This window comes from Gimesia fumaroli (assembly GCF_007754425.1).
Lineage (GTDB): Bacteria > Planctomycetota > Planctomycetia > Planctomycetales > Planctomycetaceae > Gimesia > Gimesia fumaroli.
Map to the genome: position 1 here is coordinate 6,001,358 of NZ_CP037452.1, position 26,459 is coordinate 6,027,816.

Here is a 26,459-nt window from a genome sequence, read left to right on the forward strand (position 1 = left end):
GTAGATCGACAAAGCGGATTGCACTACAATTCGTCTTGAAAATCTCTGCTTGCTTTGACTCTTGCATTTCGAGGCCGTTCTTCTGAAAACCTTTCTCCACGAATTCTGGTTGTTTGGAATCAAGCAGGCGTCGGCCTGCATCTTCGGCGGCTTTCTGCTGGCGATGATGATCCTCACACGGTTCTGGTATCCGTTTGACTTTTTATATCGATACGATTTTCTGTTCCTGGCGGCGGTCGCGTTTCAGATCTTCCTGTTGTGCTTTCGTCTCGAATCGCCGCGGGAAGCAGTGGTCATTCTCATCTTCCACTTTGTGGCAACGGTGATGGAACTGTTTAAGACGTCCGACGGCATTCGCTCATGGCAGTATCCGGAACCGTTTGTGATCGGCATAGGAAACGTGCCTCTCTTTGCCGGGTTCATGTATAGCGCGGTGGGCAGTTACATCGCTCGAGTCTGGCGGATTTTCGACTTCCGTTACTCCAGCTATCCGCCGATGTGGAGCACCGTCGTGCTCGTGACGCTGATCTACGTCAACTTTTTTTCACATCATTTTGTGACGGACATTCGCTGGCTGTTGATTTTCGCCAGCCTGTTGATGTTTGGCAAAGTCCAGATCTATTTCAAAATGAATCGCGTGCATCGCAAGATGCCACTGGTTGTGGGCTGGTTGCTGGTCGCGTTGTTTATCTGGTTTGCAGAAAACCTGGCCACGTATGCCAACGTCTGGATCTATCCCGATCAGACAGATCACTGGCAAATGGTAAAGCCTTCCAAACTCGTTGCCTGGTATCTGTTGATGATGTTGAGTTTCGTGCTGGTTTCTTTAGTCAACAGGCCTATGATCTATAATGAGCCGACACCCCACTATGAAAAATAAAACAGGCAGGTGAGTCGAGAGCAAAGGGCAACCCTATTCAAGTGTACCATTCTCTATTCAAAACTGCTGAAATCAATTGACTTAGTGTCGCTCTGAGACTGAGAGAAAAAGCATATAATTATCTTAATTTGACGTGTTTCTGGTGTACTGTTGAGAAAATTCCGTCTTCATGGCAATCATCGCGGAATCCTGCTTGCATCCCGTGAAAAAACTGTTTCTACTATTTAAGTAGTGTATATTGCGAAAATTCCTGCCTTACCTGAAAATCGGGATTAACTCCCTTTTCACCTTGGGTTTAGTGAAAGCGAAGCCCACAACAAAATGACCATGCCTGACGATCTTGTCTTTATGATGGGGAATTTTGAGGCCCGAATTCCTCAAGACCGTGTTTATAGTAAATCACACCTGTGGTTGATGCCGGTGGCTGACCGTTGGCGCGTGGGTTTTACTGCCTACTCCGTACGTTTATTACAGGATGTCTATTTTCTGGATTGGTTTGTTGATCCATTTACCCATGTTCAGGAAAAACAGAAGATCGGCGAAATTGAGAGCTCCAAAGCATTGTCCGATCTCTATACCCCGGCTGCGGGACAGATTCTGGAATTCAATGAGGAACTGTTAAACGATCCTTCTGCGATCAATCAGGCGGATAATTACGAAAAAGGCTGGTTATTTGAAATGGAGAACGAGGCGCAGTGGTTGACGCCAACTGAGTATCTGCAAGTATTAGAGGATGGCTGGGAACAGACTCAGCGAATGATTAAAGGGCAACTCAACTAAGAAACGACAAAACGCTTCTCTGGTTTCGTTTAGCGTTAAAAAGGTGTTCGGCATGGCGGATAAAAAATTGACAGTGGTGATCTCGCAGGCACAGGGTAAAAATCCTGCCAAGCGTGAGCTGGAAGAATCACTGGCAGCGGCACTTCTGATGGAACCGGATGTGGAAGTCTCGCTGGTACCTCACCTTTATGATCTCTCGGCAGACCACACCGGCACCATGTTCCTGCAGGCCATTCGCGGCGACCTGGTGGTACTGTCCTGGCTGTACCCCCGCGCGAGTCACTGGGTCCTCGACCGGCAGAACATTCGCGGTCAGGAAGGACTGGTTGAACTCAAAGAAGAAATCGACGAAGAGGAACAGGAAGCTGAGGAAAGCAACTCGGTTCCCTATGACAACCCCGAACGAAATAAGACCATTCCGAATCGAAAAATATATTCGATCGATTTGCGCGTCAGCTCCAATCCCGATGATTACCTGACCGAAATCAAACGTATCGCCAAAGATACGCAGGTGCAAACAGTCCAACTGGGCAATATGATTCAGGAAAGCCCGAAGCCGGCACAAATTGAAAAGTATTTGAAGCCGCTGGATATTATCAACGCACAGAAAAACAACAGCGCAGCCAATGACGCCAGCCAGATGGAACCAACCAAACGCCGCTGGTATCCGGTCATTGACTACGGCCTGTGTACCAATTGCATGGAGTGCATCGACTTCTGTCTGTTCGGCGTGTACGGCGTCGATCAGGGAGGACAGATTCTGGTTGAAGAACAGGACAGCTGCAAAAAAGGATGTCCCGCCTGCAGTCGGGTCTGTCCTGAAAATGCGATTATCTTTCCCGGTCATAAAACGCCGGGCATTGCCGGCGCCGATGGTGAAGTGGCCGGCTTGAAAATTGATCTCTCCAAACTGTTCGGTGCCCCCGATGCACTGGAAATGGCGGCACGGGAACGAGACGCCGAGCTCGTCGCCGATGGACGGGATGCCTTAGGTGTCGGCGTGGGAGTTCCCAATCGTTCAAAAGTATCGCAATCGACGAGTGATGAGCTGGACGATCTGATCGACAGCCTGGATGCCATGGATTTATAAGACATTCGAATTATTGACCTGCCACGTTTACAAATAAGATTTCCGAATGAGTGAAACAGTCTCCTGCCAGAGAGTTCGAGAAGGTTACCAGCGGGCACGTGAGGAATTACTTTCCGCACGGACAGCCGCCGGTTACTGGGAAGGAGAACTTTCCACCTCGGCTCTCTCCACTGCAACCGCGGTGATGGCGCTGGAGATGATTCGCCGTCATCGACCGGATAACGATCATTCACTCGATTCCTATATCAAACAGGGAATCAAATGGCTCGCCACGCATCAGAACGAAGATGGCGGCTGGGGTGATACAGTCAAAAGCTTCAGCAACATTTCCACCAGCATGCTCTGCCACGCCGTGTTTCATGCCACGGAAAACTCGATCAATTATGCTTCCGTCATTGTGAATGCCCGGCAGTATATTGACCGCATTGGTGGCGTCAAAGCAGTCATCGCCCGTTATGGAAAAGATAAAACGTTCTCCGTGCCGATCCTCACGCATTGTGCCCTGGCCGGACTCGTCGACTGGAACACGATTCCCGCCCTGCCCTTCGAACTCTCCTGCCTGCCCGCCCGGTTTTATAAAACGGTGCGGCTGCCGGTCGTCAGTTATGCACTGCCCGCGTTGATCGCCATCGGTCAGGTACGGCACCATTTCTGCAAACCGAAAAATCCAATCGCACGCGTCATTCGCAATCTGTCGATTCAGAAGAGTCTCAAGAAACTGATTTCGATCCAGCCCACGAACGGCGGATTCCTCGAAGCGGCACCGCTGACCAGTTTCGTCACCATGAGCCTCGCCGGCATGGGGCTCGTCGATCATCCGGTTGTGAAAAAGGGGCTGCAGTTTCTACTCGACTCGGCCCGTCCCGACGGCAGTTGGCCCATCGATACGAACTTAGCGACATGGACGACGACACTCTCCGTCAACGCCATCGAGGGAACCCTGTCCGAATTTGATAAAACGCCGATCCGCGACTGGTTACTCAATCAACAATACAAAGAGTTGCACCCCTACACGTCGGCAGAACCGGGAGGCTGGGCCTGGACCGATCTGCCCGGCGGCGTTCCCGACGCCGATGATACACCCGGCGCGATCCTGGCGTTGTTAAATCTACGCTCGGAAGAATCCGGCACTGAACTCTCAACCGAAGTACGAACTGCCCTGCGCAATGGCGTGAAGTGGTTACTCGATCTGCAAAACAGCAACGGCGGCTGGCCCACGTTCTGTCGCGGCTGGGGCACGCTCCCCTTCGACCAAAGTGCCGCCGACATTTCGGCGCATGCAATTCGTGCCATCCAGTCCTGGCTCGAAACGGACTCAATCCCGGAAGAAGACGCACTACGAACACGAGCCGCGCGCGCCATCACCCATTCATTCCGTTATCTCGCTTCCGTACAGCGGGCCGATGGTTCGTGGCTGCCGCTCTGGTTTGGTAATCAGCACATTCATGACGACGAAAATCCCGTGTATGGCACGGCTCGCGTGTTAGCCGCGTATACGATGGTCGACCGGCGGAATTCCTCACAAGCGTTACAGGCAATTGATTTTCTGAAATCGGTACAGAATACCGATGGCGGCTGGGGAGGCGACGCGGGAGCGCCGTCCAGTGTCGAAGAAACGGCTCTGGCCGTTGATACCTTGCTATTGATCGGCGTTGAACGGGACAGTTCTACGATTGTTCAGGGGCTGAACTGGCTGCTGGAACGGGTGGAAAACGGCACGTTTACCGAATCCACGCCGATCGGCTTCTACTTTGCCAAACTGTGGTATTTCGAACAACTTTATCCAATTATCTTTACTGTTTCGGCCCTGTATCGGGCGGAAACGGATTTGAAAAAATGTGCGGATGACAATTTAAGATTGTCGCTTGAGGAAGAGGATTACCGTATAATGAACGCTCAGGAATAATAGAGCCCCCCAGCGTTCCCAAACCAAACTTGCATTCATTGAATCATCGCTCGAATGAGTTTTTTACTATAAGAGGAGTCATCCGTGTCCATTGCGCCTTTCGATCAGGAAAGCTCTGAAGATCAAACTGCCACAGGCTCAACAAAGCCGGCAGCAGACTCTTCGGCAGAAAAGAAACCGGTCAAAAGAAAACGTCAGAGCACCAGTCACCTCAAAGCGGTTCCGGAAACGCTTGCGCTGCGCGAAGAGATGAAAGCCGAAGCGGAAAAGTTTGTGGAGTTCCTGGACTGTTCAAATCCATTTAATAAAACCACATTGGAAAAATGGTCACGCGAACTGCTCGACCAGATGAATCAGCCGGAAAAATTCCTGGGCTTCATGATGGTGCTGATCGGCAACTTTTTCTGGAAGCGACAGTTCCTGGCGATCCCCTTTGAACGACGTTTGTTACTCCTGCCGCACTGCCTGAAACATGCCGAGGGTTGTCCCGCAGAATACGACGAGTTCGGTCTGGACTGTGAAAAGTGTGGCGCCTGCTCGATTGCCGACTATAAAGTCAGAGCCGAAAAGCTGGGCTACAAAGTTCTCGTGGCCGAAGGTTCGCCGGTCGTGCTCAAAATTATCGTCGGCGGTTACGTCGATGGAATTCTGGGAGTGGCCTGCCTGAACGTCCTGGAAAAATCGATTGATAAAGTCCTGATTGCCGGCGTGCCCTCCTACGCGGTGCCCCTGCATTCCGGTGACTGTAAAAATACAAAAATGGATGAGCCCTGGATCTGGGAAGTACTCGAAGAGTACCGTCCGCTGGAAGAGCCGCTGACCCGCAGTTATCTGCCCACCATGCGTGCCGCCAATTCCCTGTTCGAAAACAACTTCGACGAGATCCTGCCCCCCTTAAGAACCAAAACAGAAGCCGCCGCCCAAACACCTCTCGGCAAAACCGAGGCTATTGCTTACGACTGGCTGAAGCATGGCGGAAAACGTTTCCGTCCCTTCATCACGCTGGCCGCCTACGATGCGTTGATGAAAGCACAGCAATCGTCAACCGAATCAGAAGACGGTCAGACCTACCCGCTGGGCGTACAGAAAGCTGCGATGGCCATCGAAGTCTTCCACAAAGCGTCATTGATTCACGATGACATCGAAGACGACGATCAATATCGCTACGGTCGCGAAACCCTGCACCGCCAGCATGGCACCGGCATGGCCATTAACCTCGGTGACTATCTGATCGGCATCGGCTATCGCCTGCTGAACGAAGCCCGTGCCGACATCGGTGCGGAAGCCGCCGCCGACCTGGTCGAACGCATGGCCGCCGCCCATCTGAAGCTGTGTGAAGGTCAGGGCGCCGAAATGGCGTGGCAGGAAAGCGAAACGTTTGAACTCGCTCCGATTGACGCGCTGCAGATTTACGCGTTGAAGACATCGCCCGCCTTCGAAGCCGCCTTGTACGCCGGCATTCGCATGACCGGTTCGGTCGGCGAGTATGAAGAATTGATCTCATCCTTCTCGCGTCATATCGGCGTTGGCTTTCAGATTCTGAACGATCTCAAAGACTGGCGCGGCGATGACAACAACAAACTGATTTCTGGTCAGGATGCCCTCGCCATGCGGCCGACATTATTATTGGCCCTGGCACTCCAGACGGCAGACGACCAGCAGAAAGCCGACCTCAAAGACATTCTTCAAGGCCATCCTTCCGACGGCATGCGAATCGGTCGCCTGCGTAAAATCTATCAGGACTGCGACGTCTTCACGAAAGCGGAAGCACTCGTCGATAAATCACGGGCACGTGCCGAAGAACTAGCCGAAAGCGTGGACAACGAAGACTTCAAGCAACTGTTGAAGTTCTTCTGCGAAACCGTATTGGCCGAAGAAACCCCGGAAGAGAAACCCGAACCCAACGTCCTGATGCCACTCCCCATCGCGTAATGCAGTGACGGTGTTGCGTTCTAATCAAGCAGGGACGTCCTCCCGTGTGCGACTGCGCGGCTTGTCCGACAGAGCCACGCGCTGCCGTGATAGATTCGTTTATTACTACCACGAAAAACACGAACGCACACGAAAACGCTCTCACGCGGCAACAGGAAATTGTCAGAGAACGCGATTGACCCCGTAACAACATCACCCACTCCAGCGTAGGGGTTGGTCTATGTGCCAACCCGCCTCGCGAGGTTCGATTTTGTATCACGCATGCAAAGGAACCAGCAAAACCATTCGCATATCCTCACACAAATCACGTCAACATAGCGGGTCGACACATGGGTCGACCCCTACTTTTCCTGCTATCAAAGCGTTTTCCCATTCACTGTTGGCAAGCCAACAGTGCCACATTCGCTGTACTTTCCTGGGGTTTCACACTCACATTTCTTTCTTTGTTGACATTAGAACACAACACTTCATAATAAATTGTTCACTTAGATCTGAGTTCTCAAACAACTTCGCATCGAAAAACAATTCATTTCGATCCGGACGACAACTCGTTCTTCCTGAAACCCTCGCCGCGCCTTTGTGCGGTTTGTGAAATAAAAAGCAGGCTGGCACGTAACGACACCCCTGACGCGACCACAGGAGGAACGATGGACCTGATTGACCGGACGAAAGACATTGCATCACGCATCCCCAAACAGATGGAGTATACCCAGACCGAAGAGGCCACCAAGAACGCCTTCATCATGCCGTTTATCAGTGCGCTGGGATACGACGTGTTTAACCCGCTGGAAGTGATCCCTGAATTCACATCGGATCACGGCACCAAAAAAGGGGAGAAGGTCGACTACGCCATCAAGAAGGATGATAAGATCATCATCCTCGTCGAGTGCAAATGGTCGGGCGCGGATCTGGATAAGGTGCATGCCTCACAACTCTATCGTTATTTCTCGGTCACCTCGGCCCGATTTGCGATCCTGACGAACGGTATTGAATACCAATTCTATTCGGACATCGACGAGCCGAACAAAATGGATTCGAAGCCCTTCTTCGTTTTCAACATGCTGCACTTTGAAGATCATCAGATCAATGAACTCAAGAAATTCACCAAGTCGGCGTTTTCTCTGGAAGACATTCTCACCACCGCCAGCACGTTGAAGTATGCCGGGGCGATCAAGAAAATTCTGGATGAAGAACTCAAATCCCCTTCGGAAGAGTTTGTACGGTTCTTTGCTTCTCAAGTCTATGATGGTCGTCTGACACAACCAGTGGTGGAACAATTCACAAAGATTGTCAAAGATGCCCGCACGCAGTTTATTAACGAACGCATCAACGAACGACTGAAGACGGCCCTCTCGGCAAATCAATCGGGATCATCGTCGGAAGGCGTTGCCGATACAGAAGAAGCCGACGAGGACACATCCCCCCGCGACGGCATCGAAACCACCCAGGACGAACTGGACGGCTTCAACGTCGTCAAAGCAATTTTGCGGGAAGTAGTCGACGTGTCACGTGTAAAAATGCGCGACACAAAAAGCTATTGTGGCATCCTGCTCGACGACAACAACCGCAAACCAATCTGCCGCCTGCGGTTTAATACATCCCAGAAATACCTGGGGCTGTTCTCAAACAAAAACGAAGACAAAGTGGAAATCGATAACGTCGACGGCATCTTCAAATTCGCAGATCGGGTGAAAGCGGTGATCGGTGAGTATGAGGGGAACGGGAAGCCGGAAACAAGTGAGTTGCCTACTGGGGATGAGGTGGGAAATGGTTAATTTACTTGTTGTTTTTTAGTGAATGGAAGTGGTCACTCAAACACTGTCGGGCAAGCCGACAGTGGCACACCTTACATCTAATTTAGGGTTAGTGTAGTCAAACTGCTCCCTAAATCATTAGCTGCTAAAGATGGGAATTAAATAATGGTCATGACTTGGGACAACTTACTCAGTGTAGAAAGATTTGGACGAACCGAGCCACCTGGAATCGAAGATGACCAACGGGAGGAATTCGACAGAGACCACGATCGCATCATGTTCTCAAGTGCATTTCGTCGTTTGCAGGACAAAACACAAGTATTCCCACTTTCTAGAAATGACTTCACTCGAACTCGCTTAACTCACAGCCTTGAAGTTTCCTGTGTCGGACGTTCGCTAGGCAGGAAAGCCAATGCTTATTTACTAAATGAAGATTTACTTCCTGACTCTCAAATAAACATTGGTACAATCGTTGCGTCAGCATGTCTGGTCCATGATATCGGTAACCCACCATTTGGCCATTCTGGTGAATCGGCAATACAGTTATGGGCAGAAAAAAACCTCGATAGAATTAATTCAATTACTAACCCACAGGAAAAACGCGACTTTTTAAAATTTGAAGGAAATGCACAAGGGCTAAGGGTAATTACTCGAATCCAGACTAATCGCCGTCTAGGTGGTTTGCAGCTCACACTTGCCACAATTGGTTCAATGATGAAATACCCCTGTGGGTCACTGATCGAAAACCAGCCACCAGATGAAAGCCGTGTTGAACAGAAGAAATTTGGTTTCTTCCTTGATGATGCAGACCAGATAAGTAAGGCGCTACGCAAGTTGGGAATGATTGAATATAAACAAAATGCTTTCCGAAGACATCCATTATCGTTTCTTGTAGAAGCTGCAGATGATATTTGTTATGCCATTGTTGATCTCGAAGACTCTGTTGACCAGAATATTATTGACGTCAAAGCTGCATGTACTTTATTAGAACCATTGGCCCAAAAAATTGAAAATTATAGGGATAAAGGTTACCAGAATAAAGACAGATTACATTGGCTTCGAACATATGCAATGCAAGCATTAATCAACGAATGTCATAGAGTCTTTACATATAATATGAAAGAGATCTTAGAAGGTTCATTTTCTAACAGTTTGATCAATGTTTCTTGCGTTCGAAGTCTATACAGTGACATCCAGGATAGAGTCAAGCAAACAGCTTATAAAAACCCTCGAGTGCTGACTGTTGAAATTGCAGGACTACAAGTAATTGGTGGTCTTTTAGATATTTTTGTGCCTGCCATTCTTCAACCAGAAAAGAAAGAACATCAGAAGCTCCTTGAATTTATTTCTGATTCCTATTTAGGGTACGACAGAGAGACTCACGCAACAGTAGAAAAAGCCTTGAGTAAATTCTCTCCCTATCAGCGTTTACTTAAGATCACTGACTATATTTCTGGAATGACTGATAGCTTTGCAGTAGATTTATATCAAAAGCTCTCTGGAATCAAACTTCCTGAATGATAAATAATCATTTTTTTAATTCTCATGCATGAGTTCTCTCTTATGCCTTATCCATTACTTCCATCTCTCTGACATTCCCCCATCCTCACCTTGCCCCAGCCGTGCCGATTCGTATCTTAACCCAGGTCCAGGCCCAGTAGTTTGTCGATGCGTTCGCGGGCGGTTATTTGTTCGTGCACTGTTGCGTTTGGATCTCTGAGGATGCTGCGGTAGAAGACGTAGGCTTCGGCGCGGAGATCGGGTTTGTCTTTGTTTAAGGCTTGCTGGAACTGGTGCCGGTTTTGGGCTCTGTTGCGTTTTCTCTTGCGGCGGCGGTATTCGGCGGCCAGGGCGAGTTTCCATTCGGTGCTGCTGAGTGGTTTATTTTGACGCAATAGCTTGAGTAGCCGGGCTTGTTTGAGCTCTCTCAGACTGGGGATTTGAAATCGGGGTTTTGACATGAATTCGTACATCAATCTTTTGCCTTTCTGTTTCGTTTGCTTCTGGAAACGGGTTGCGTACTCGATGCATCTTGGGAAAGGGCGCGCGCGGGTCAATGGGGATGCGAAAAAAAGATCGCTTGTGATAGACCATGATCACACAGTGATTCTCTATGAAGCGCTGCGAAGACTCGCGAAGTGGAACGATGCGATAGGGAACATCGCGAAGCAGTCGCAGCAGTTTTGGAGAAATGTGGCTCTACACAGGGACTTTGATAGTGCGAATTTCGACAGGCTGCGACGTGTTTACCGGTGCAAATCCTGTTTGCTCGCGCGCGCGACGTTATCTCCGCATCTTTCGAATCGGCGCGTTCCTGTCAAGAGGCGTTTTGCCACTACAAAACAGGGACCATTCGCGAACGACTCACAAAACAAATCGCCGGTCTCAGGCTCGTTGGTGCGACAAAGCCGATCAGGCTGCAGCGCGCTGTTCAGCCGGTTGTTTGTCCTGCTGATCGGCGGCGAACTGCTGACATTCCTGAACCACGTTCGCGACGAACTGCTTCGCGGTCAGGTGCTCTTTCAAGTAGCTGGTCACTTTGGCCAAACGCGACGAGAAGTAATACGGGCGCAAATGATAACGCAGCGGCGTCGCTCCGTTGATCACCTGCATCGTGTTCTCGTAGTTGGAGGCATCGATGTTGGGGGCTGAAGTTTCCCTACAGGAAAAGAGCATCTGGAGATTCGGATCTTCACTACAGCCGAACTGTTGTTCGAGTTTAAAGCCGCAACTCTCGGCCAGCATTTTGAGACTGGAGGGTGTGAAATTATGAATATGAGCGTAATGGAACATTTTGCTGCGACGGGCGAAGGGAGCCGCGATGTTCGGGCATTCGACGTAGAACTGTCCGTCGTCGGCCAGCATGCTGCGAATGTATTCCAGAGCGCGACGCGGCGAGTTGAAGTGCTCAATCACATGGATCAGCAGCACGAGTTCGCGGCTGTGGTCGCGGGGTTGTTCAAACAGATCGCCACGCACGACGTTGGTCAGCAGCTTCTGTTGCGAGTAGGTTTGAAAGCCTTCGCCCGGTTCGATGCCGCTGGCAGCGTGGCCGTTCAATTCGAAGACTTTGACGGTGCAGCCGATGCCGGCTCCGACTTCGAAGACTTTGGCGTTGGGCTCAATGTGGGACTGAAGTTGACTGAAAATGCGTTCGCCATTTTTCCAGGCCCGCATCACACGGCGGTCAGACGGGGTCATTTCGCCGTGATAGCTCTGGCGGTATTCGGTGGCATAATAACGGGCGAGTTCTTCGTCGGTCGGGATTTGACCGTGGGCGACGAGGCCGCAAGTTTTGCAGATCACGGATTCCAGGGGGTTCCCGTGCCGATCCCGGTTGCCAATTTGTTCAAACTCGGTTCCCGCACAAAGATCGCACTTTTTTTCTGCCATTTGATTCACCGTTTTTTAAGCCAGATGCCTATGATACTTTTGCTGCTCCCGACTCGGACCGCCGCCTGGGTGGGAGTCGTATGGATCAGAACGGCGTGAACACTAATCGGAGAGGGAAATCAGGTCAAGATGAATCATTCCAAGGCTATTTCTCAGGCGGGTTTAGTGAGATTATTCGGAATGGGATGGATGTATTTCGGACCGGAGTGAGAATCGCTGTAAAGGGTGTCGTAGGATTGTGTTTCCGGGCTCGGGCATGTACTCTAGTGACCGTTGGCCCATTCGGAATGCCAGTCAGAATTGAACATCAATCAAGCCATCAAACTTAATGTATACAAAGAGTTAGGAAGATTTATGTCTGAGGGTAAAATCAAAAAGCTGCTCGTTGCCAATCGTAGTGAAATTGCCATTCGTATTTTTCGAAGTACGCACGAATTGGGAATCCGCACGGTCGGGATCTATACCCATGAAGACCGCTATGCCCTGCACCGCACGAAAGCCGATGAAGCGTATCAGATTGGCAAACCCGGGCATCCGGTGAAATCGTATCTCGATATTGATGCGATCATCACGTTGGCCAAGCAGAAAAAGATTGATGCGATTCACCCGGGTTACGGGTTTCTCTCAGAAAATGCCGAGTTCGCACAGGCGTGTGAAGACGCCGGGATTATCTTTGTTGGTCCCCGCGTGGAAACATTGAAAGCGCTGGGAGACAAAATCTCGGCTCGAAAAATTGCGGACAAAGTCGGTGTTCCCGTGCTGGGGGGAAGTGGCGAAGCGATTACCGATGTTGCCTCGGGGCGGCAGACGGCGATCGACATTGGTTTCCCGATTATTCTGAAAGCAGCACACGGCGGCGGTGGCCGCGGGATGCGGGTGGTTCAGAAAGAAGAAGATTTCGACCAGGCTTACGAGCTGGCACGCAGTGAATCGCTGTCGGCTTTTGGCAGCACGGATGTATTCGTCGAGAAATTCATCTCGCGCGCCCGACATATTGAAGTCCAGCTTCTCGGCGACAAGCATGGCGGACTCGTGCATCTTTACGAACGCGACTGTTCGGTTCAGCGACGTCACCAGAAGGTGGTGGAAATTGCACCGGCCCCAAACCTTGATCCTGCTGTGCGCGAAGCCTTGTGTGAAGCCGCTTTGAAAATTGGTCGGAGTGTGAACTACGAACTGGCGGGAACCGTTGAGTTTCTGCTGGACGCCGATACGAATCAGTTTTACTTCATCGAAGTCAATCCGCGTATCCAGGTTGAGCATACAGTGACTGAAGAAGTCACTGGCGTGGACATTGTGAAATCACAAATCCTGCTGGCCCAAGGGGCGAAGCTGAATGACCCGGGAATCCGCATCAACTCTCAGGAAGAATTGCAAACACACGGGTTCGCGCTGCAGTGCCGGGTGACGACGGAAGATCCGACGAACAACTTCATGCCCGACTACGGTCGCGTGGCGCATTACCGTTCTGCGAGCGGAATGGGTGTGCGTCTGGATGCAGGGACGGCGTTCTCGGGTGCGATGGTGTTCCCGTATTACGATTCGCTGCTGGTGAAAGTCACCACGTGGGCCCGCACCTTTAAAGATGCGGCGGCCCGAACAGAGCGTTGTTTGCAGGAGTTTCGAATTCGTGGCGTGAAGACAAACATTCCGTTCGTGCTGAAACTGATCACACACCCGACGTTTCTGAACGGCGAATGTTATACCCGATTCATTGATGATACGCCGGAGCTGTTCAAGTTTCCGAAGCGGCACGACCGGGCAACCAAGCTGTTAACGTATCTGGCTGAGACCATCGTCAACGGCAATGCGATGGTGAAGGATCGTCCCAAAGCAGTTCGACGAACGCCGGCACCACTTCCCGAATACAACAAAAAAGAACTGTCTCCCCCGGATGGTATGCGGCAGAAGCTGCTGGAGCTGGGTGCGGAGAAATTCGGCAAGTGGATTCTGGATCAGAAAGAACTGCTGCTGACCGACACGTCGTTCCGCGACGCACATCAGTCTTTGTACGCGACGCGTTTCCGTACTCACGACATGCTGCAGATTGCGGAAGTGTATGCACACAATTGCCCGCAGTTATTCTCACTGGAAATGTGGGGCGGTGCGACGTTCGATACATCGATGCGGTTTCTGAAAGAATCGCCCTGGCAGCGACTGGCTGAGATGCGAACCCGCGTGCCGAACATTCTGTTCCAGATGTTGATTCGGGCTTCGAGTGCCGTCGGTTATACGAACTACCCGGATAATGTCGTGCGTGCCTTCGTCAAAGAAGCCGCCGATGCGGGTATCGATGTGTTCCGCGTGTTCGATGCACTCAACTGGGTGCCGAACATGAAAGTGGCGATGGAAGAAGTGCAGAAGAGTGGTGCGATCTGCGAAGCCAGCATCTGTTATACGGGTGATATTCTCGATCCTTCCAAGACGAAGTACGATCTGAAGTATTACGTGAATATGGCCAAAGAGCTGGAGAACATGGGCGCACATATTCTGGCTATTAAAGATATGGCGGGACTCTGTAAGCCTTATGCCGCCGAGCTGCTGGTGAAAACGCTGAAGCAGGAAATCGGCATTCCGATTCACTTTCACACCCATGATACAAGCGGCGGACAGGCGGCTTCGATTGCGAAAGCAGCGGAAGTCGGTCTGGATATCGCCGATGGTGCAGTGCCTTCAATGTCGGGTGGAACATCACAGCCGAACCTGACAACGGTGATTGAAGCACAGCGATTCACGGAACATGAGCCGACGATTGAAGTCGAACATCTGGACGAGATTTCAGAATACTGGCGTGCGGTTCGCAATTTCTATACGGCGTTTGAGAGCCCTGTTTTACCAGCGGGTGCAAACTTGTACGAGCATCAAATGCCCGGCGGTCAATATACGAACCTGCTGCAGCAGGCGCAGTCGCTGGGGCTGGGTGATCGCTGGTCGGAAGTTTGTCATGTGTATGCAGAAGTGAATCAGCTACTGGGTGACATCGTGAAGGTGACGCCGACTTCGAAAGCCGTGGGTGACATGGCGCTGTTCCTGGTTGCCAATGATCTGAGTTGTGATGATGTGATGACTTCAGATCGGGATCTGGCGTTTCCGGAATCGGTGCTGGATTTGATCAGCGGACGCATGGGACAGACGCCGGGGGGGTTCCCGGAAGACGTGCAGAAGAAAATCTTGCGTGGCGAAGCGCCGTTAACCGAACGCCCGGGAAGTATTCTTCCACCGGCCGATTTTGAAGACGCAGCCAAAGTGGTTGAGAAAATGATCCACCGCACGCCGACGGATCAGGAAGTGGTGACTTACCTGCTGTATCCCAAAGTCTACGAAGATTTCGCTGCACACCAAAAAGCGTATTACGATACGAGTGGTCTGCCGACGTATGCGTTCTTCAACGGACTGGAGCCGGAAGAAGAAGTCTCCGTTGATATTGCACCTGGTAAGACGCTGATTATTAAATTTCTTGCCGTCGGAAAACCACAAACCGATGGATGCCGGACGGTGTTCTTTGAACTGAATGGTCAGCCACGCGAAGTTGTGATCGTGGATAAATCATTGAAGCCGCAAGGTGATTCGCGACGCCGCGCGGACTCGGGTGATCCCAAACAGATTGGCGCTGTGATGCCTGGTGTGATTGTTTCGCTGACAGTGAAAGTTGGTAGCAAGGTGAAAGCCGGCGATCAACTGCTGATGCTGGAAGCGATGAAGATGCAGACAAGTGTGATCTCAGAGCAGGATGGAGTGGTGAAAGAGATCGTTGCAGAACCGGGCACGCAGGTGGAATCGGGAGATCTGCTGATCGTACTGGAGTAGATTTCGACTCTGTTGCATCGATCTAAATATGCATGAGGTATGGGGAATCTTCCCCATACCGTGTTGAAGTGCAGGATTTTACTACAGGCATATACCTCATTCAGGTGTAGGTGATTTTGCTCTTTTTGCATCACACTTCAACAGTGTTATTTTGATTGGCCCCGGGCAGTACTCATCCTATTTTGCCTAGCCGCACCAGCGTTGCTCTCTTCGGATTGGATACCGCAAAAACAAGATCCATTTTGTCATCAAAGACCAGAGAAATTTAACACTGGATCAAATCAGCGCCGATAGATTAGTTAACAGGTAATCTTTACCAGCCTTTCTCTGGTAGAGACTCACTTCTCAACGAGAACAAAAGAACATAAACATTTTTGATTTGGTTCTTAAATCTAATTGGAGCACTCGGCGAATGACTGGAGAGCGTGAAACGATCCAACCTCCACATTTTGTAATCTCAAGCGAGGGAGAGATTCTTGGAGAAGATACCCCTGAAAATCAGGAGCTCGTTCGCCGTGTTGTTGCCTGCGTGAATGCTTGTGACGGGATTACCACAGAGGAGTTGGAGAACGGCATTATTGAGGACATGCGACGTGTGATAGCACAGACAGCCCCTCTGTTGCAGGAACGCAGTCAGATGACGGATTTACTTCAACGGGAAATCCGTGCGGAAATTACGGCACGGCAAAAGAAGTCGTAAGCCTCAAGTCTCAGTTTGCGGTCCGTCTGATATAGCCGCTGATACGGACTTTAATCTTGCCTTTTGAACGATGACCAGCTGGCAAGTTCAGCCCGATCATGAGTATGCCATCATCTTTGGGTACATACTCAGCTTTCTCACCAATCTTGAAGGGTTTTCCCAGCTTACGTTTTCCTTTTTCCTGGGAAATCACAATACCCATCAGAGCCCCGGGAGGAATTCCTGCGGCCAGATCTTTCATCGGCGTGGCATCGGGCAATCCTTCGACGCTGGTTTTAACGTCAATCTCAAAGTCGTAGGCGCCTGTTGACTGAATGCGAACCATTTTTCCTTTCGCGATGAAACCGGCGGGAGTGCTCCAGTTGCGGGCGGCATCAATTTCGAAGTCAGAGGAATTGGATGACATCAGTTTTTCATTGAGCTGCTTGATCATCTCTTTCACACCGGGAACATCTTTTTTGATGCTGAGAATGGATTCCAGCATTTCGCGAGATTTCTCATAGTCGCCGGCATCCGAATATCTTCTGGCGATATCAGCCGACTGCCGGATAAAGCTGTCACGCAGTTTATCAGCCTGGACGTTGAGCTGTTTCACGTTTGTTTTTTTGCCTGAGGATTGTGCGTTGACGGGCTGCACGGCGATTCCTGCAAGTAACAAAGTCCCCACAATCAGACTCTGAATTCCCCGGTGATTTTTTAAGTTGGACACAATACCTTCCCCTACTGATTCAAAACGATGGTTGTCACTAATTCCATTATGATTGAGGATGAGAGTGTTCGCAATGAGAATTTGAAACAGCCCTGCTCTAACAGGAAAGAATTCTGTTAACCAGGGGGCCATTGCATGGAACGCCCGCCTAATAAATGCAGATGCAAATGATGGACTGTCTGCCCGCCTTCTGCGCCGGTATTGATAATTGTACGATACCCATTCTCCAGCCCTAACATTTCTGCGACTTTTCCCACTGTTAACATCAGGTGCCCTGCCAATTCCTGGTCTTCTATTTTCAGATGTGCCATTGATTGAACTTCCTGTTTGGGAATCACCAGCACATGAATGGGCGCCTGTGGATTGACATCCTTGAACGCCAGACAAAGCTCATCTTCGTAGACAATCTCAGCCGGGATTTCGCGATCAATGATTTTCTTGAAAATCGTTTTCTCACCTGCCATTTAACCTACATCCTTTCTGATTCATTCGCCGCTTTTTTGAAATTCTCTGAGAAAACAGTCAAAACGCTGCCCGAGAGACTCACGCTGCTTCGCGCGATCCTGCAATGCGTTTATTATATCCAATTCCGGATTGATTGACATCAACTACACGTATCTCGGCGCGAACCGGCAGCGACATTTTTTGATCGTCAGATTGTAGTGAGACTCTCAGGAAAACAGTTGCTTATAGACGCCAAAGCCACCTGCTAATAGCAGCCCCAGACAGGACAGAAACAGGAGCAGATCCCACAGTCGTCCGGGCGTGAGTCGTTTGTCGATTTTAGTATAACGCAGATAGATGGCAGCGATACCCAGCATCGGCAGCATGATGGCCTGCATCGTACCGGCGATCAATACCAGCCTGACGGGATTGGCGCCTGTCAGAAAGACCGCCAGACAAAGCAGCGGCAGAATCAGTGACATGACTTTGATCCAGTTTTGAACGGCATTGGGTTTGCTTTCATCGACCACTCCAAAGAATCGCAGGCCGTCCGAAAAGATGCGGGCATTCGCGGCGTTCGCGACCAGGAACGTGGAATAGAGCACAGCGATCGCGCCGACCAGGAACAGCCACTTGGCATAGGTTCCGAAGACGGGAACATAGGCTTCTGCCAGCGTGCTGACCATCCGCATGCCGTCGGGGTCTAAGCCTTCCTTATGCAGCACGGCGACTCCCATCAGATAAAAGGCGAGCGTAGCAAATGTGTAAATACACATCGAAGCGAACGCGTCGATTTTCATCACACGCATCCAGCCTTTGGCGCGGATCGCCCAGCTATTATCCTCCGAATGTTTGCCGGTAAAACGGGCGTAGCCCTTTTCCAGACACCAGTAGGGATACGCGATCAATTCCGTTGCCCCCACGCCGATAATCCCGAATGCCGCCAGTGCTGTCAGCAGAGGATTCATACCGCCTGTGGCTTCCGGAACTCCAAATGAGAGGCCGCGAATAATTTCTTCGGTAGAAATGGTCCAGACTTCGGACGTCTGGAGCGAGATGACATTGCCGATCGTGATGAAGGTAAACGAAACGACCAGAACCGTTGATAAATGCTCAATCAGATTATACCTGCCATAATACAACAGAAAGGCGGTTAAGATTGCAATCACTCCCGCCCAAATCTTGTCGTCCCAGGTTTGCGGTTCGATCAGTGACTTACCATTTTCGTCTTCCAGTTTTTCGTCGTCGCGAATTTTCTGGAGAATGAGCTGCCCTTCTGCCTGCAGCCGTTCGATTCGTTCTTTGAGCTTGGCATGCCCCCGTAGATAGCGTTCTCGTTCGGTCGGCGTCAATGCAGCCAGTGAATCTTTTTCATTCTTCAATGCTTCTTCGATTTCCAGATACTTGACAAATTCTTTCTCTGAGGGAACCTGAATTGCTTTGATGTAATCTCCCTGAATCGGCAGCGTCAATGCCAGCGCCTGTCCGACGCCGCCGACGATGCCTCCCAGTTGCCCGATCGTACACAGGCTCATAATCAGCCAGAACCAGAGAATCCAGTTGGGCGCCTTATTGGAAGTACGTAAGAATCCCAGACGAGGGCCGGGAACATGGTTTAAGGCAGCGAGTGTAGTTTCGCCGCGTGAGATGGAATAGCGTCCGAGTTCAATCTGGACGAAGACCTTAATCAGACAACCGACAATAATCAGCCATAACAGGGCAATTCCGGCCTGGGCACCGGTTTTAGTAGTGGCGATTAATTCGCCTGAGCCGACGATGCTCCCGGCAATAATCAACCCCGGGCCTAAGCGTTTCGTAATCCCCCACCAGTCGGTCGGAGCATCAATCGTTTCATTTACCTCGGAACCATTGGATGGATCGAGCGCGCTTTTCTCGTGTTGAGATTCCATCGTACTCCTGCTTCACCTTAGATTTCGACAGATGGGGTTATGTCGAAACACTACTCAGAGCCGTAAGAATTCAAACGGTATGAACTCTCGTCTTAATTATTTGAGTTGTTTTTCAGCAACTTCAATCGCTTTGAGCAACCCCTTTGCCTTGTTCAATGTTTCATAATATTCCGTTTCAGGAACACTGTCAGCAACGATCCCGGCGCCGGCCTGGACATAGGCCGTCGATCCCTGCATCACCAATGTTCGTAGTGCAATACACGTATCCATATTCCCGGTAAAATCGAGATATCCGACGGCTCCTGCATAAGGACCGCGTCGGTGTGGTTCAAATTCGTCAATGATTTCCATCGCCCGCACTTTCGGTGCCCCGGAGACGGTTCCGGCAGGCAGCCCCGCTCTCAATGCATCAAGGGCCGAACGATCTTCCGTGAGCATGCCTGTGACATTCGAAGTAATGTGCATGACATGAGAATAGCGTTCAACGACCATCACGTCAGAAAGTTCAACAGAACCGAATTCACACACGCGTCCGACATCGTTTCTTGCCAGATCGATCAGCATGACATGTTCGGCCCGTTCTTTCGGGTCGGCCAGTAATTCTTCCGCCAGGCGTTTGTCTTCTGCTTCTGTTTTCCCTCGTTTGCGTGTGCCTGCCAACGGCCTGATTGTGGTAAAACGATCTTCCACGCGGACCATAATTTCGGGAGAACTGCCAACCAGATCGACTTCAGGAGTTTTGAGCAAAAACATGAACGGGCTGGGATTCACTACACGCAGGCTGCGATAAATGTCAAGCGGCGTCGCTGCCGTTTCCAGCTTGAGACGCTGGCTCAAGACCACCTGAAAAATATCGCCAGCGACGATATATTCTTTACAGGCTTCAACGGCTGCTTCAAATTTGGGCTGCGTAAAGTTCGACGTCCATTCTAAATCGGGCTCGGCATGCGCATCGACGCTGATGTCGGCCATCTTCAGCACGGTTGCATCGCCGGATTGAAAACGTTCGCAAGTTTGATCGATTCGCTGACAGGCTGCCTGATAGGCGGCTTGTAATTCTGTTTCGCTCATCTCAGGCTGTAAGTGGGCATGCGCGACGACCAGAACAGTTTTATTTATCTGGTCGAAGACGACCATATGATCGTATAACGCAAAAGAGAGATCGGGCAGTTTGCGGTCATTCTCGGGAGCATTCGGTAGATTTTCCGAATAACGGACAACATCGTAGCCGGCATATCCAACGGCACCACCACAAAAACGAGGGAGCCCGGGCAACTCAGCCGCCTGGTACTGGTTGAGAATGGACTCCAGTTCTGCCAGGGGATCGTCGGCCGTTCGTTCTTCTGTCTGCCCGTTCTGCTGAATGACCATGCGTTGCTCATAAGCATCGACGGTCAAAAACGGATTAGCCCCCAGAAAGCTGTAGCGGCTGATTTGTTCTCCGCCGACTACACTCTCGAACAGAAAAGAATAAGGGCCCTTTTCCAAGAGTTGATACGCACTGACGGGAGTCAGCGTATCCCCGGTTAACTGCCGGTAAACGGGGACCAGGTTGGACTCTGTAGAAAGCCCTTTAAATGTTTCAAAATCTGGAACGTATTTCATGAATACTCTTAATTGCACTGTCTATGGATGAACAAGCATCCCGTTTTTCTAAGCCTTGTCGCGTTTTCTCTTATGAACATTTCCCATCCCGGAGACAAGTTGAGAGCAGGAACAGTTCTCAAAAATCTCCAAAAATAAAATAGGGGGCATCTGATTCAAGGTTTCAGGTATTTAAAATGTCGATTCACACGAGAGGAATGGTATTACTGGCACCCATCGCATAAAATGTCAGAGCAAGTCTGATCTTACAAAGCTTTCAATGAGAACGAACTGCATTGGACTTTGTTTTCAACGGCTGAATGAGTATGGTATTTGTTCCCTGAGTCTACACCGTTTGGGGATGAATGTCACGCGAGTTACAGTACAGGCACGAGACACAGTTTTGGACCTGTCGATTTGATCGAATTTCGTTAGTTAAAGGAGAACAAGGGTGAATTTGGACGCGTTCACTCGCACAAGTGGTGAATGGCTGAGAGGAATCGGTCCGGACTCGGATATTGTGATGTCCAGCCGAATTCGACTGGCCAGAAACCTCGCACAGTTCCCCTTTATTAATCGCTGTACAGAATCGACTCTGGGCGAGATCGAGCAGTTAATGCGCCCGATCATTACGTCGCTTCCCATGGAAGAAAAACTCTCCTATCTCGATGTCAACAAGCTAAGCAACCTGGATCGGCAGTTCATTGTGGAACGACAGCTGATCAGCCGCGAACACGCCGAACGAACCGGGCCGCGGGGCGTTGGTCTGGATAGCGAAGAAAACATAGGCATCATGGTCAACGAGGAAGACCATCTCCGACTGCAAGTACTTCGTAGCGGGTTTTCTCTGAATGAGTGCTGGGACACGATCAATCAAATCGATGATCTACTCGAACAGCAGGTGACTTATGCATTCAGTGAAGAATTTGGCTACTTGACTGCTTGCCCTACGAACGTGGGAACCGGCATCCGGGTGAGTGTGATGCTGCATCTGCCGGCACTGGTCATCACTAAAGAAATCCAGAAAGTTTTCCAGGCACTGCAGAAAATTAATCTGGCAGTACGCGGCCTGTATGGTGAAGGCAGTCAGGCGATGGGTGACTTCTATCAGATTTCCAATCAGGTCACGCTGGGGCAAACCGAGCAACAGTTGATTGACAGCATCAAGGAAGTCGTCCCGAATATTATTTCTTATGAGCGACGCGTCAGAAACTCGCTGATTAAAGAGAACCGCCAGGGGCTGCACGATCAGGTTTCACGCGCTTATGGAATTTTAAGCACCGCGCAGACGATTAGTTCAGAAGAAACCATGCATTTGCTTTCGAGCGTGCGGATGGGAGTCAATCTGGGCCTGATTGAAGACCTGCCGATTTCCGCCGTGAATGAGATGTTTATTTTCACACAACCAGCTCACTTGCAGAAACTGCAGGGAGGTGAACTGGAATCCAGCGAGCGAAATGCCGCCCGCGCGAATTATCTTCGCCAGCGAATCAGCGATGCCAGCAGTTCCCATTGAGGGCTGACCATGTTGGCAGAGCCACTGATTCGGGCCCGATAGAAATTCATCCGGTCTCAAGGTCGGAATTTGATTACATGCTCGACACAGGCTGGCGGGCAATGTTAAGATAGTATCGTGTTTTCAGGATGCTCTTTCCGAGACATTCTGATGCTTGGGGACAAATGAAACCCAGTTCACCAGACACTCTATAGACCTCACTATTTTCAACACCGTTTCCCATAAATAATCACTCGCCCTTATCAGCCGGGATACCACCATGCGAAAAACTGTCTGCGTTCTACTTACCCTCCTCGCATTTTCCATCAGCACTGTCAGCGCCCAGGAATTTCAGAATCTGTTCAACGGAAAAGACCTGAGCGGCTGGGCTGGAAAAGAAGGTTTCTGGACCGTTCAAAACGGTTCTATTGTTGGCGAAACAACGAAAGAAAAACCGGCTAAGCCGAACACCTTCCTGGTCTGGCAAGGAGGAGATGTCGGCGATTTTGAATTCAAGGCGACCGTCCGATTCAAAGGGAATAACTCCGGCGTTCAATATCGCAGTGAACTGGTTGACCCCGCCAACTTTGCATTGAAAGGTTATCAGGCCGACCTGCATCCGAAGCCAGAATACTTCGGAATGCTCTATGGCGAGCGAACCGGTCGCGGGATTATCGCACAACGCTTTCAACGCGTGGAAGCGGGCACCAAGGGGAAGCCGAGAGTCGTAGCCGAGATTGGCGATAAAAACCAACAGCTGACTGACTGGGACTGGAATGAAATTCGAATCGTCGCCGTTGGAAACCGCATGGTGCATCAAGTCAATGGCGTCAACACCATCGACCTGACCGATAATCATCCTGAAGCATTTTCCAAAGGTGTTCTCGGCCTGCAACTTCACGCCGGTCCTCCCATGCGGGTTGAATTCAAAGATATGCAATACCGACCGTTAGCCGGTGACGAAGCGGCTGCAGTTCTGAAAGCGGCAGTTGAGAACAAGAAGAAAGCCCCTGCGTCGAAGAAAACAACATCCAAAAAACGCATCCGGTTCGACTGGGTTTCTGAAAAACCGGCTCCGGTCTGGGTCTGGCGAACGAAGAATCCGACGGGCAATGAGCCAATCTACCTGCGTCAGAAATTCGAAGTCGCAGGTCCGATCAAAGCGGCAAAACTCTATTTCACCTGTGATAACCGGGCAACCGTCTGGATCAATGGCAAAGACGCCGGCACGGCGACCGACTGGGGTAATCCGGTGATGCTGAGCGATGCAAAAAAGCTGATTCAAACCGGGACAAATCAAATTGCGGTCCAGGCCAGGAACAACGGCGGTGTGGCTGCGTTTGTCTTGAAACTGGAAATCGAAACCGCCGACGGCAAAAAACAGTCGATTATTTCGACTCCCGAATGGAAACTGAGCGACTCAGCAACTAAAGACTGGCAACTCGCCCGCTTCGACGACTCCGCCTGGAAACTAAAGCTGAAAAAAATGGGAGACTTTGGCAGTGGGCCCTGGGGTAAGCCGGGAATCACAACCCGGAGCGGCGGCGTTGATCTTGAAGAACTGGCTGAGAACATCACGATTGCCAAAGACTTCAAAGTTGAGCTGCTCTATGAAGTGCCTGCCAATGAACAAGGAAGTTGGGTTTCACTGACGACGGACGGCAAAGGCCGCTTGCTGGCGAGCGATCAAGGCGACAAGGGGCTTTATCGCATCACCGTTACAGAAGGTGCTGAGGAACCACAGGTCGAAGTCGAAAAACTGCAGATCGATCTTTCCGGCGCTCAAGGCATGACCTGGCATAACGATGCACTCTACTTTCACAAAAACGGCGGCAACCTCTATAAAGTGACCGATACAAACGGGGATGATCAGTTCGACAAAGCCGAGGTCCTCCCCAGCGAACGCAGTGGCGGCGAACACGGAAACCATGCCGTAATTGTGGCTGAAGATGGAAAGCATCTTTACGTCATCGGCGGAAACCATGCTGCCTTACCACCACAAGATAGCATTGTTCGCTCACACGTTCCCACCTGGGACGAAGACTTGCTTTTACCACGCGAATGGGACGCAAACGGGCATGCCCGCGGCCGTCTCGCACCGGGGGGCTGGATTTCGAAATACTCTCCCGAAACACAACAACACGAACTTATTTCAACGGGTTACCGCAACCAGTACGACATTGCCCTCAACCGTTTCGGCGACCTCTTCACCTATGATGCCGATATGGAATGGGACCTGGGAACACCCTGGTATCGTCCGACCAGAATTAACTGTGCTGTCAGTGGTTCTGACTATGGCTGGCGCAGTGGTTCCGGAAAATGGCCCGAATATTACGAAGACAGTCTTCCGGCTGTCGTGAATATTGGCCCTGGTTGTCCGACCGGTGTAATTAGCGGACAGGGTGCGAAGTTTCCTGCCAAATATCAGGACGCAATTTTTGCACTTGACTGGACCTTCGGCACGATCTATGCCATCCACCTGACACCAGACGGTGCGGGTTACCGCGGCGAACAGGAAGCATTTTGTTATGGCTCGCCGCTTCCTTTAACAGATGCGATTATTGGACATGACGGCGCGCTGTATTTCACCATCGGCGGTCGCGGTACAAAATCGGCTCTGTTCCGCATCACTTATACTGGTAATGAATCGACCAAACCTGTAACGGGAGAAATTGCGGGGGCGGACGCACGAAAACTGCGTCGCAGTCTGGAAGCTTTTCACGGCAAGCAAAACCCTGCCGCAATCGATGCCGCCTGGCCTCATCTTTCCAGCTCTGATCGCTGGTTACGCCATGCAGCACGCGTCGCGATTGAATCCCAACCGGTCGATCAATGGGCGGCGAAAGTCTTTTCAGAGAAGAATCCTCAAGCCAGAATTTCCGGTGCCGTCGCTCTTGCTCGCATGGGAAATGAATCGCACCGCGATGCTCTCATCGCTGCGTTGCTCGAATTGAAACCGTCTGAGTTGAGCGAGTCTCAGTTCCTCGGTCTCCTGCGTGCTTACTCCTTAACGTTTATCCGGCTTGGCAAACCGACGACTGAACAACGCGAACAGATCATTTCTGTACTCGACCCTTATTTGCCAAACAAGAGTAAAAACATCAACACTGAGTTGGTCCGCGTCTTAGTCTACCTCGAAGCCCCCAACGTGATTTCGAAAGCCATCAATCTAATTGCGGATCGTGGCGAGCCTGAAGTGCCTGACTGGACGGAACTGGCCGGTCGCAATAAAAATTATGGCGGTCGTGTGCTGGCGATGCTCAAGAACCATCCCCCTTCGCATGAAGTCAATTACGCTTTCATGCTTCGCAACCTGCGGAAAGGTTGGACGATGGATCAGCGTCGCGCTTATATTGAGTTCATCAACTCCGCCGCGAAATTCCCCGGCGGGAACAGCTACGCCAAGTTTCTCGGCAATCTGCGAGACGAAGTTCTCGGTTATCTGAATAACGCTGATCGTGCTGCGTTGGCAGATATCAGCGGCGAGAATTTCAATCCTGTTCCCGACTTTGAAATTACGCCCCCCAAAGGTCCCGGCAAGACCTGGACGATTGGAGAAGCCAGCCAAAATACCTCTGGTGGCAAACTGAAATCAGCAAGCTTTGAGAACGGTCGCAACCTGTTCCACTCGATGCGTTGTGCCGCGTGTCACCGATTTGATGGACTGGGTGGTGATGTGGGTCCAGACCTGACAACAGTGAAAAATAAGTTCGATGCTCGCTATATTCTCGAATCAATCATTGAGCCAAGCAAAGTCATTTCGGATCAATACCAGTCTTCGATGGTGCTGACCGAAGATGGACGCTCTTTGATTGGACTGATCGCGAAAGATGGTGACAATGTGATTGTCTACCCGGCAGATGCGAAAGCCAAGCCGATCACACTGTCTGCTGACCAGGTTGACGAAATCCTGCCTTCTTCAATCTCGCAAATGCCGAAAGACATGATGAATGCATTGAACGGCGACGAAATCCGGGATTTAATGGCGTACCTGCTCTCAGGCGGCGATCCGAAATCGCGAGTTTATCAAAAATAAACAGCAGAAGATCTCACATCCAGTCGCGCGATTGTAAGG

Annotated in this window: 17 protein-coding genes; 11 read left to right on the forward strand and 6 right to left on the reverse strand. The window is 50.7% G+C overall.

The genetic code is table 11. The features are described from left to right. Positions 1 to 109 precede the first annotated feature (109 nt). The 7 genes from Enr17x_RS22715 to Enr17x_RS22745 all read left to right on the forward strand — a co-directional run bounded on the left by Enr17x_RS22715 (position 110) and on the right by Enr17x_RS22745 (position 9,863). Positions 110 to 880 (forward strand): DUF817 domain-containing protein, encoded by a 771-nt coding sequence (locus tag Enr17x_RS22715; protein ID WP_232100821.1) that lies wholly within the window; start codon positions 110 to 112, stop codon positions 878 to 880. Positions 881 to 1,207: 327 nt separating this feature from the next. Further along, the gene (locus Enr17x_RS22720) at positions 1,208 to 1,660 is read left to right on the forward strand and encodes a glycine cleavage system protein H (protein WP_145311974.1); all 453 of its coding nucleotides are present in this window, start codon (positions 1,208 to 1,210) and stop codon (positions 1,658 to 1,660) included. A gap of 52 nt (positions 1,661 to 1,712) precedes the next feature. Further along, a complete protein-coding gene (locus Enr17x_RS22725) occupies positions 1,713 to 2,750 on the forward strand; it encodes an ATP-binding protein (protein ID WP_145311975.1) in 1,038 nt (345 codons plus the stop codon). 46 nt (positions 2,751 to 2,796) lie between these two features. Continuing rightward, positions 2,797 to 4,656 carry a prenyltransferase/squalene oxidase repeat-containing protein gene (locus tag Enr17x_RS22730; protein WP_145311976.1) on the forward strand — a complete coding sequence of 620 codons (1,860 nt, stop codon included), beginning with the start codon at positions 2,797 to 2,799 and terminating at the stop codon, positions 4,654 to 4,656. Between the two features lie 84 nt (positions 4,657 to 4,740). Next, complete coding sequence (locus Enr17x_RS22735; RefSeq protein ID WP_145311977.1) at positions 4,741 to 6,588, forward strand: polyprenyl synthetase family protein; 1,848 nt, start codon at positions 4,741 to 4,743, stop codon at positions 6,586 to 6,588. A 647-nt stretch (positions 6,589 to 7,235) separates the two neighbouring features. Further along, the gene (locus Enr17x_RS22740; RefSeq protein WP_145311978.1) at positions 7,236 to 8,363 is read left to right on the forward strand and encodes a type I restriction endonuclease; all 1,128 of its coding nucleotides are present in this window, start codon (positions 7,236 to 7,238) and stop codon (positions 8,361 to 8,363) included. A 144-nt stretch (positions 8,364 to 8,507) separates the two neighbouring features. Continuing rightward, positions 8,508 to 9,863: a deoxyguanosinetriphosphate triphosphohydrolase gene (locus tag Enr17x_RS22745; protein WP_145311979.1), complete on the forward strand. Its 1,356-nt coding sequence runs from the start codon at positions 8,508 to 8,510 to the stop codon at positions 9,861 to 9,863. 116 nt (positions 9,864 to 9,979) lie between these two features. Here Enr17x_RS22745 and Enr17x_RS22750 read toward each other — a convergent pair whose 3' ends face one another. Together Enr17x_RS22750 and Enr17x_RS22755 are read right to left on the reverse strand one after the other, a co-directional pair. Further along, the gene (locus Enr17x_RS22750; protein WP_198000750.1) at positions 9,980 to 10,315 is read right to left on the reverse strand and encodes a hypothetical protein; all 336 of its coding nucleotides are present in this window, start codon (positions 10,313 to 10,315) and stop codon (positions 9,980 to 9,982) included. 439 nt (positions 10,316 to 10,754) lie between these two features. Further along, a complete protein-coding gene (locus Enr17x_RS22755) occupies positions 10,755 to 11,735 on the reverse strand; it encodes a class I SAM-dependent methyltransferase (protein WP_145311981.1) in 981 nt (326 codons plus the stop codon). 354 nt (positions 11,736 to 12,089) lie between these two features. On the opposite strand from Enr17x_RS22755, the gene Enr17x_RS22760 reads away from it, so the two are divergent. Both Enr17x_RS22760 and Enr17x_RS22765 read left to right on the forward strand, forming a co-directional pair. Continuing rightward, complete coding sequence (locus Enr17x_RS22760; protein WP_145311982.1) at positions 12,090 to 15,542, forward strand: pyruvate carboxylase; 3,453 nt, start codon at positions 12,090 to 12,092, stop codon at positions 15,540 to 15,542. Positions 15,543 to 15,954: 412 nt separating this feature from the next. After that, entirely contained in the window at positions 15,955 to 16,242 is a 288-nt protein-coding gene (locus Enr17x_RS22765; RefSeq protein ID WP_145311983.1) for a hypothetical protein, read from the forward strand. A gap of 10 nt (positions 16,243 to 16,252) precedes the next feature. Here the strand turns inward: Enr17x_RS22765 and Enr17x_RS22770 are convergent, their stop codons facing one another. The 4 genes from Enr17x_RS22770 to trpE all read right to left on the reverse strand — a co-directional run bounded on the left by Enr17x_RS22770 (position 16,253) and on the right by trpE (position 20,910). Continuing rightward, on the reverse strand, positions 16,253 to 16,951 hold the full coding sequence (locus Enr17x_RS22770; protein ID WP_145311984.1) for a hypothetical protein: 699 nt from the start codon (positions 16,949 to 16,951) through the stop codon (positions 16,253 to 16,255). Positions 16,952 to 17,067: 116 nt separating this feature from the next. After that, positions 17,068 to 17,415 (reverse strand): histidine triad nucleotide-binding protein, encoded by a 348-nt coding sequence (locus Enr17x_RS22775; protein WP_145311985.1) that lies wholly within the window; start codon positions 17,413 to 17,415, stop codon positions 17,068 to 17,070. Positions 17,416 to 17,622: 207 nt separating this feature from the next. Then, positions 17,623 to 19,305: an Nramp family divalent metal transporter gene (locus Enr17x_RS22780; protein WP_145311986.1), complete on the reverse strand. Its 1,683-nt coding sequence runs from the start codon at positions 19,303 to 19,305 to the stop codon at positions 17,623 to 17,625. 96 nt (positions 19,306 to 19,401) lie between these two features. Continuing rightward, positions 19,402 to 20,910, reverse strand: a complete 1,509-nt coding sequence (trpE, locus tag Enr17x_RS22785) for an anthranilate synthase component I (RefSeq protein ID WP_145311987.1) — start codon at positions 20,908 to 20,910, stop codon at positions 19,402 to 19,404. Between the two features lie 430 nt (positions 20,911 to 21,340). Here trpE and Enr17x_RS22790 point away from each other — a divergent pair, with 430 nt between their 5' ends. Next, on the forward strand, positions 21,341 to 22,405 hold the full coding sequence (locus tag Enr17x_RS22790) for a protein arginine kinase (RefSeq protein ID WP_145311988.1): 1,065 nt from the start codon (positions 21,341 to 21,343) through the stop codon (positions 22,403 to 22,405). 259 nt (positions 22,406 to 22,664) lie between these two features. Continuing rightward, complete coding sequence (locus tag Enr17x_RS22795) at positions 22,665 to 26,420, forward strand: family 16 glycoside hydrolase (protein ID WP_145311989.1); 3,756 nt, start codon at positions 22,665 to 22,667, stop codon at positions 26,418 to 26,420. The last annotated feature ends 39 nt before the right edge of the window (positions 26,421 to 26,459 follow it).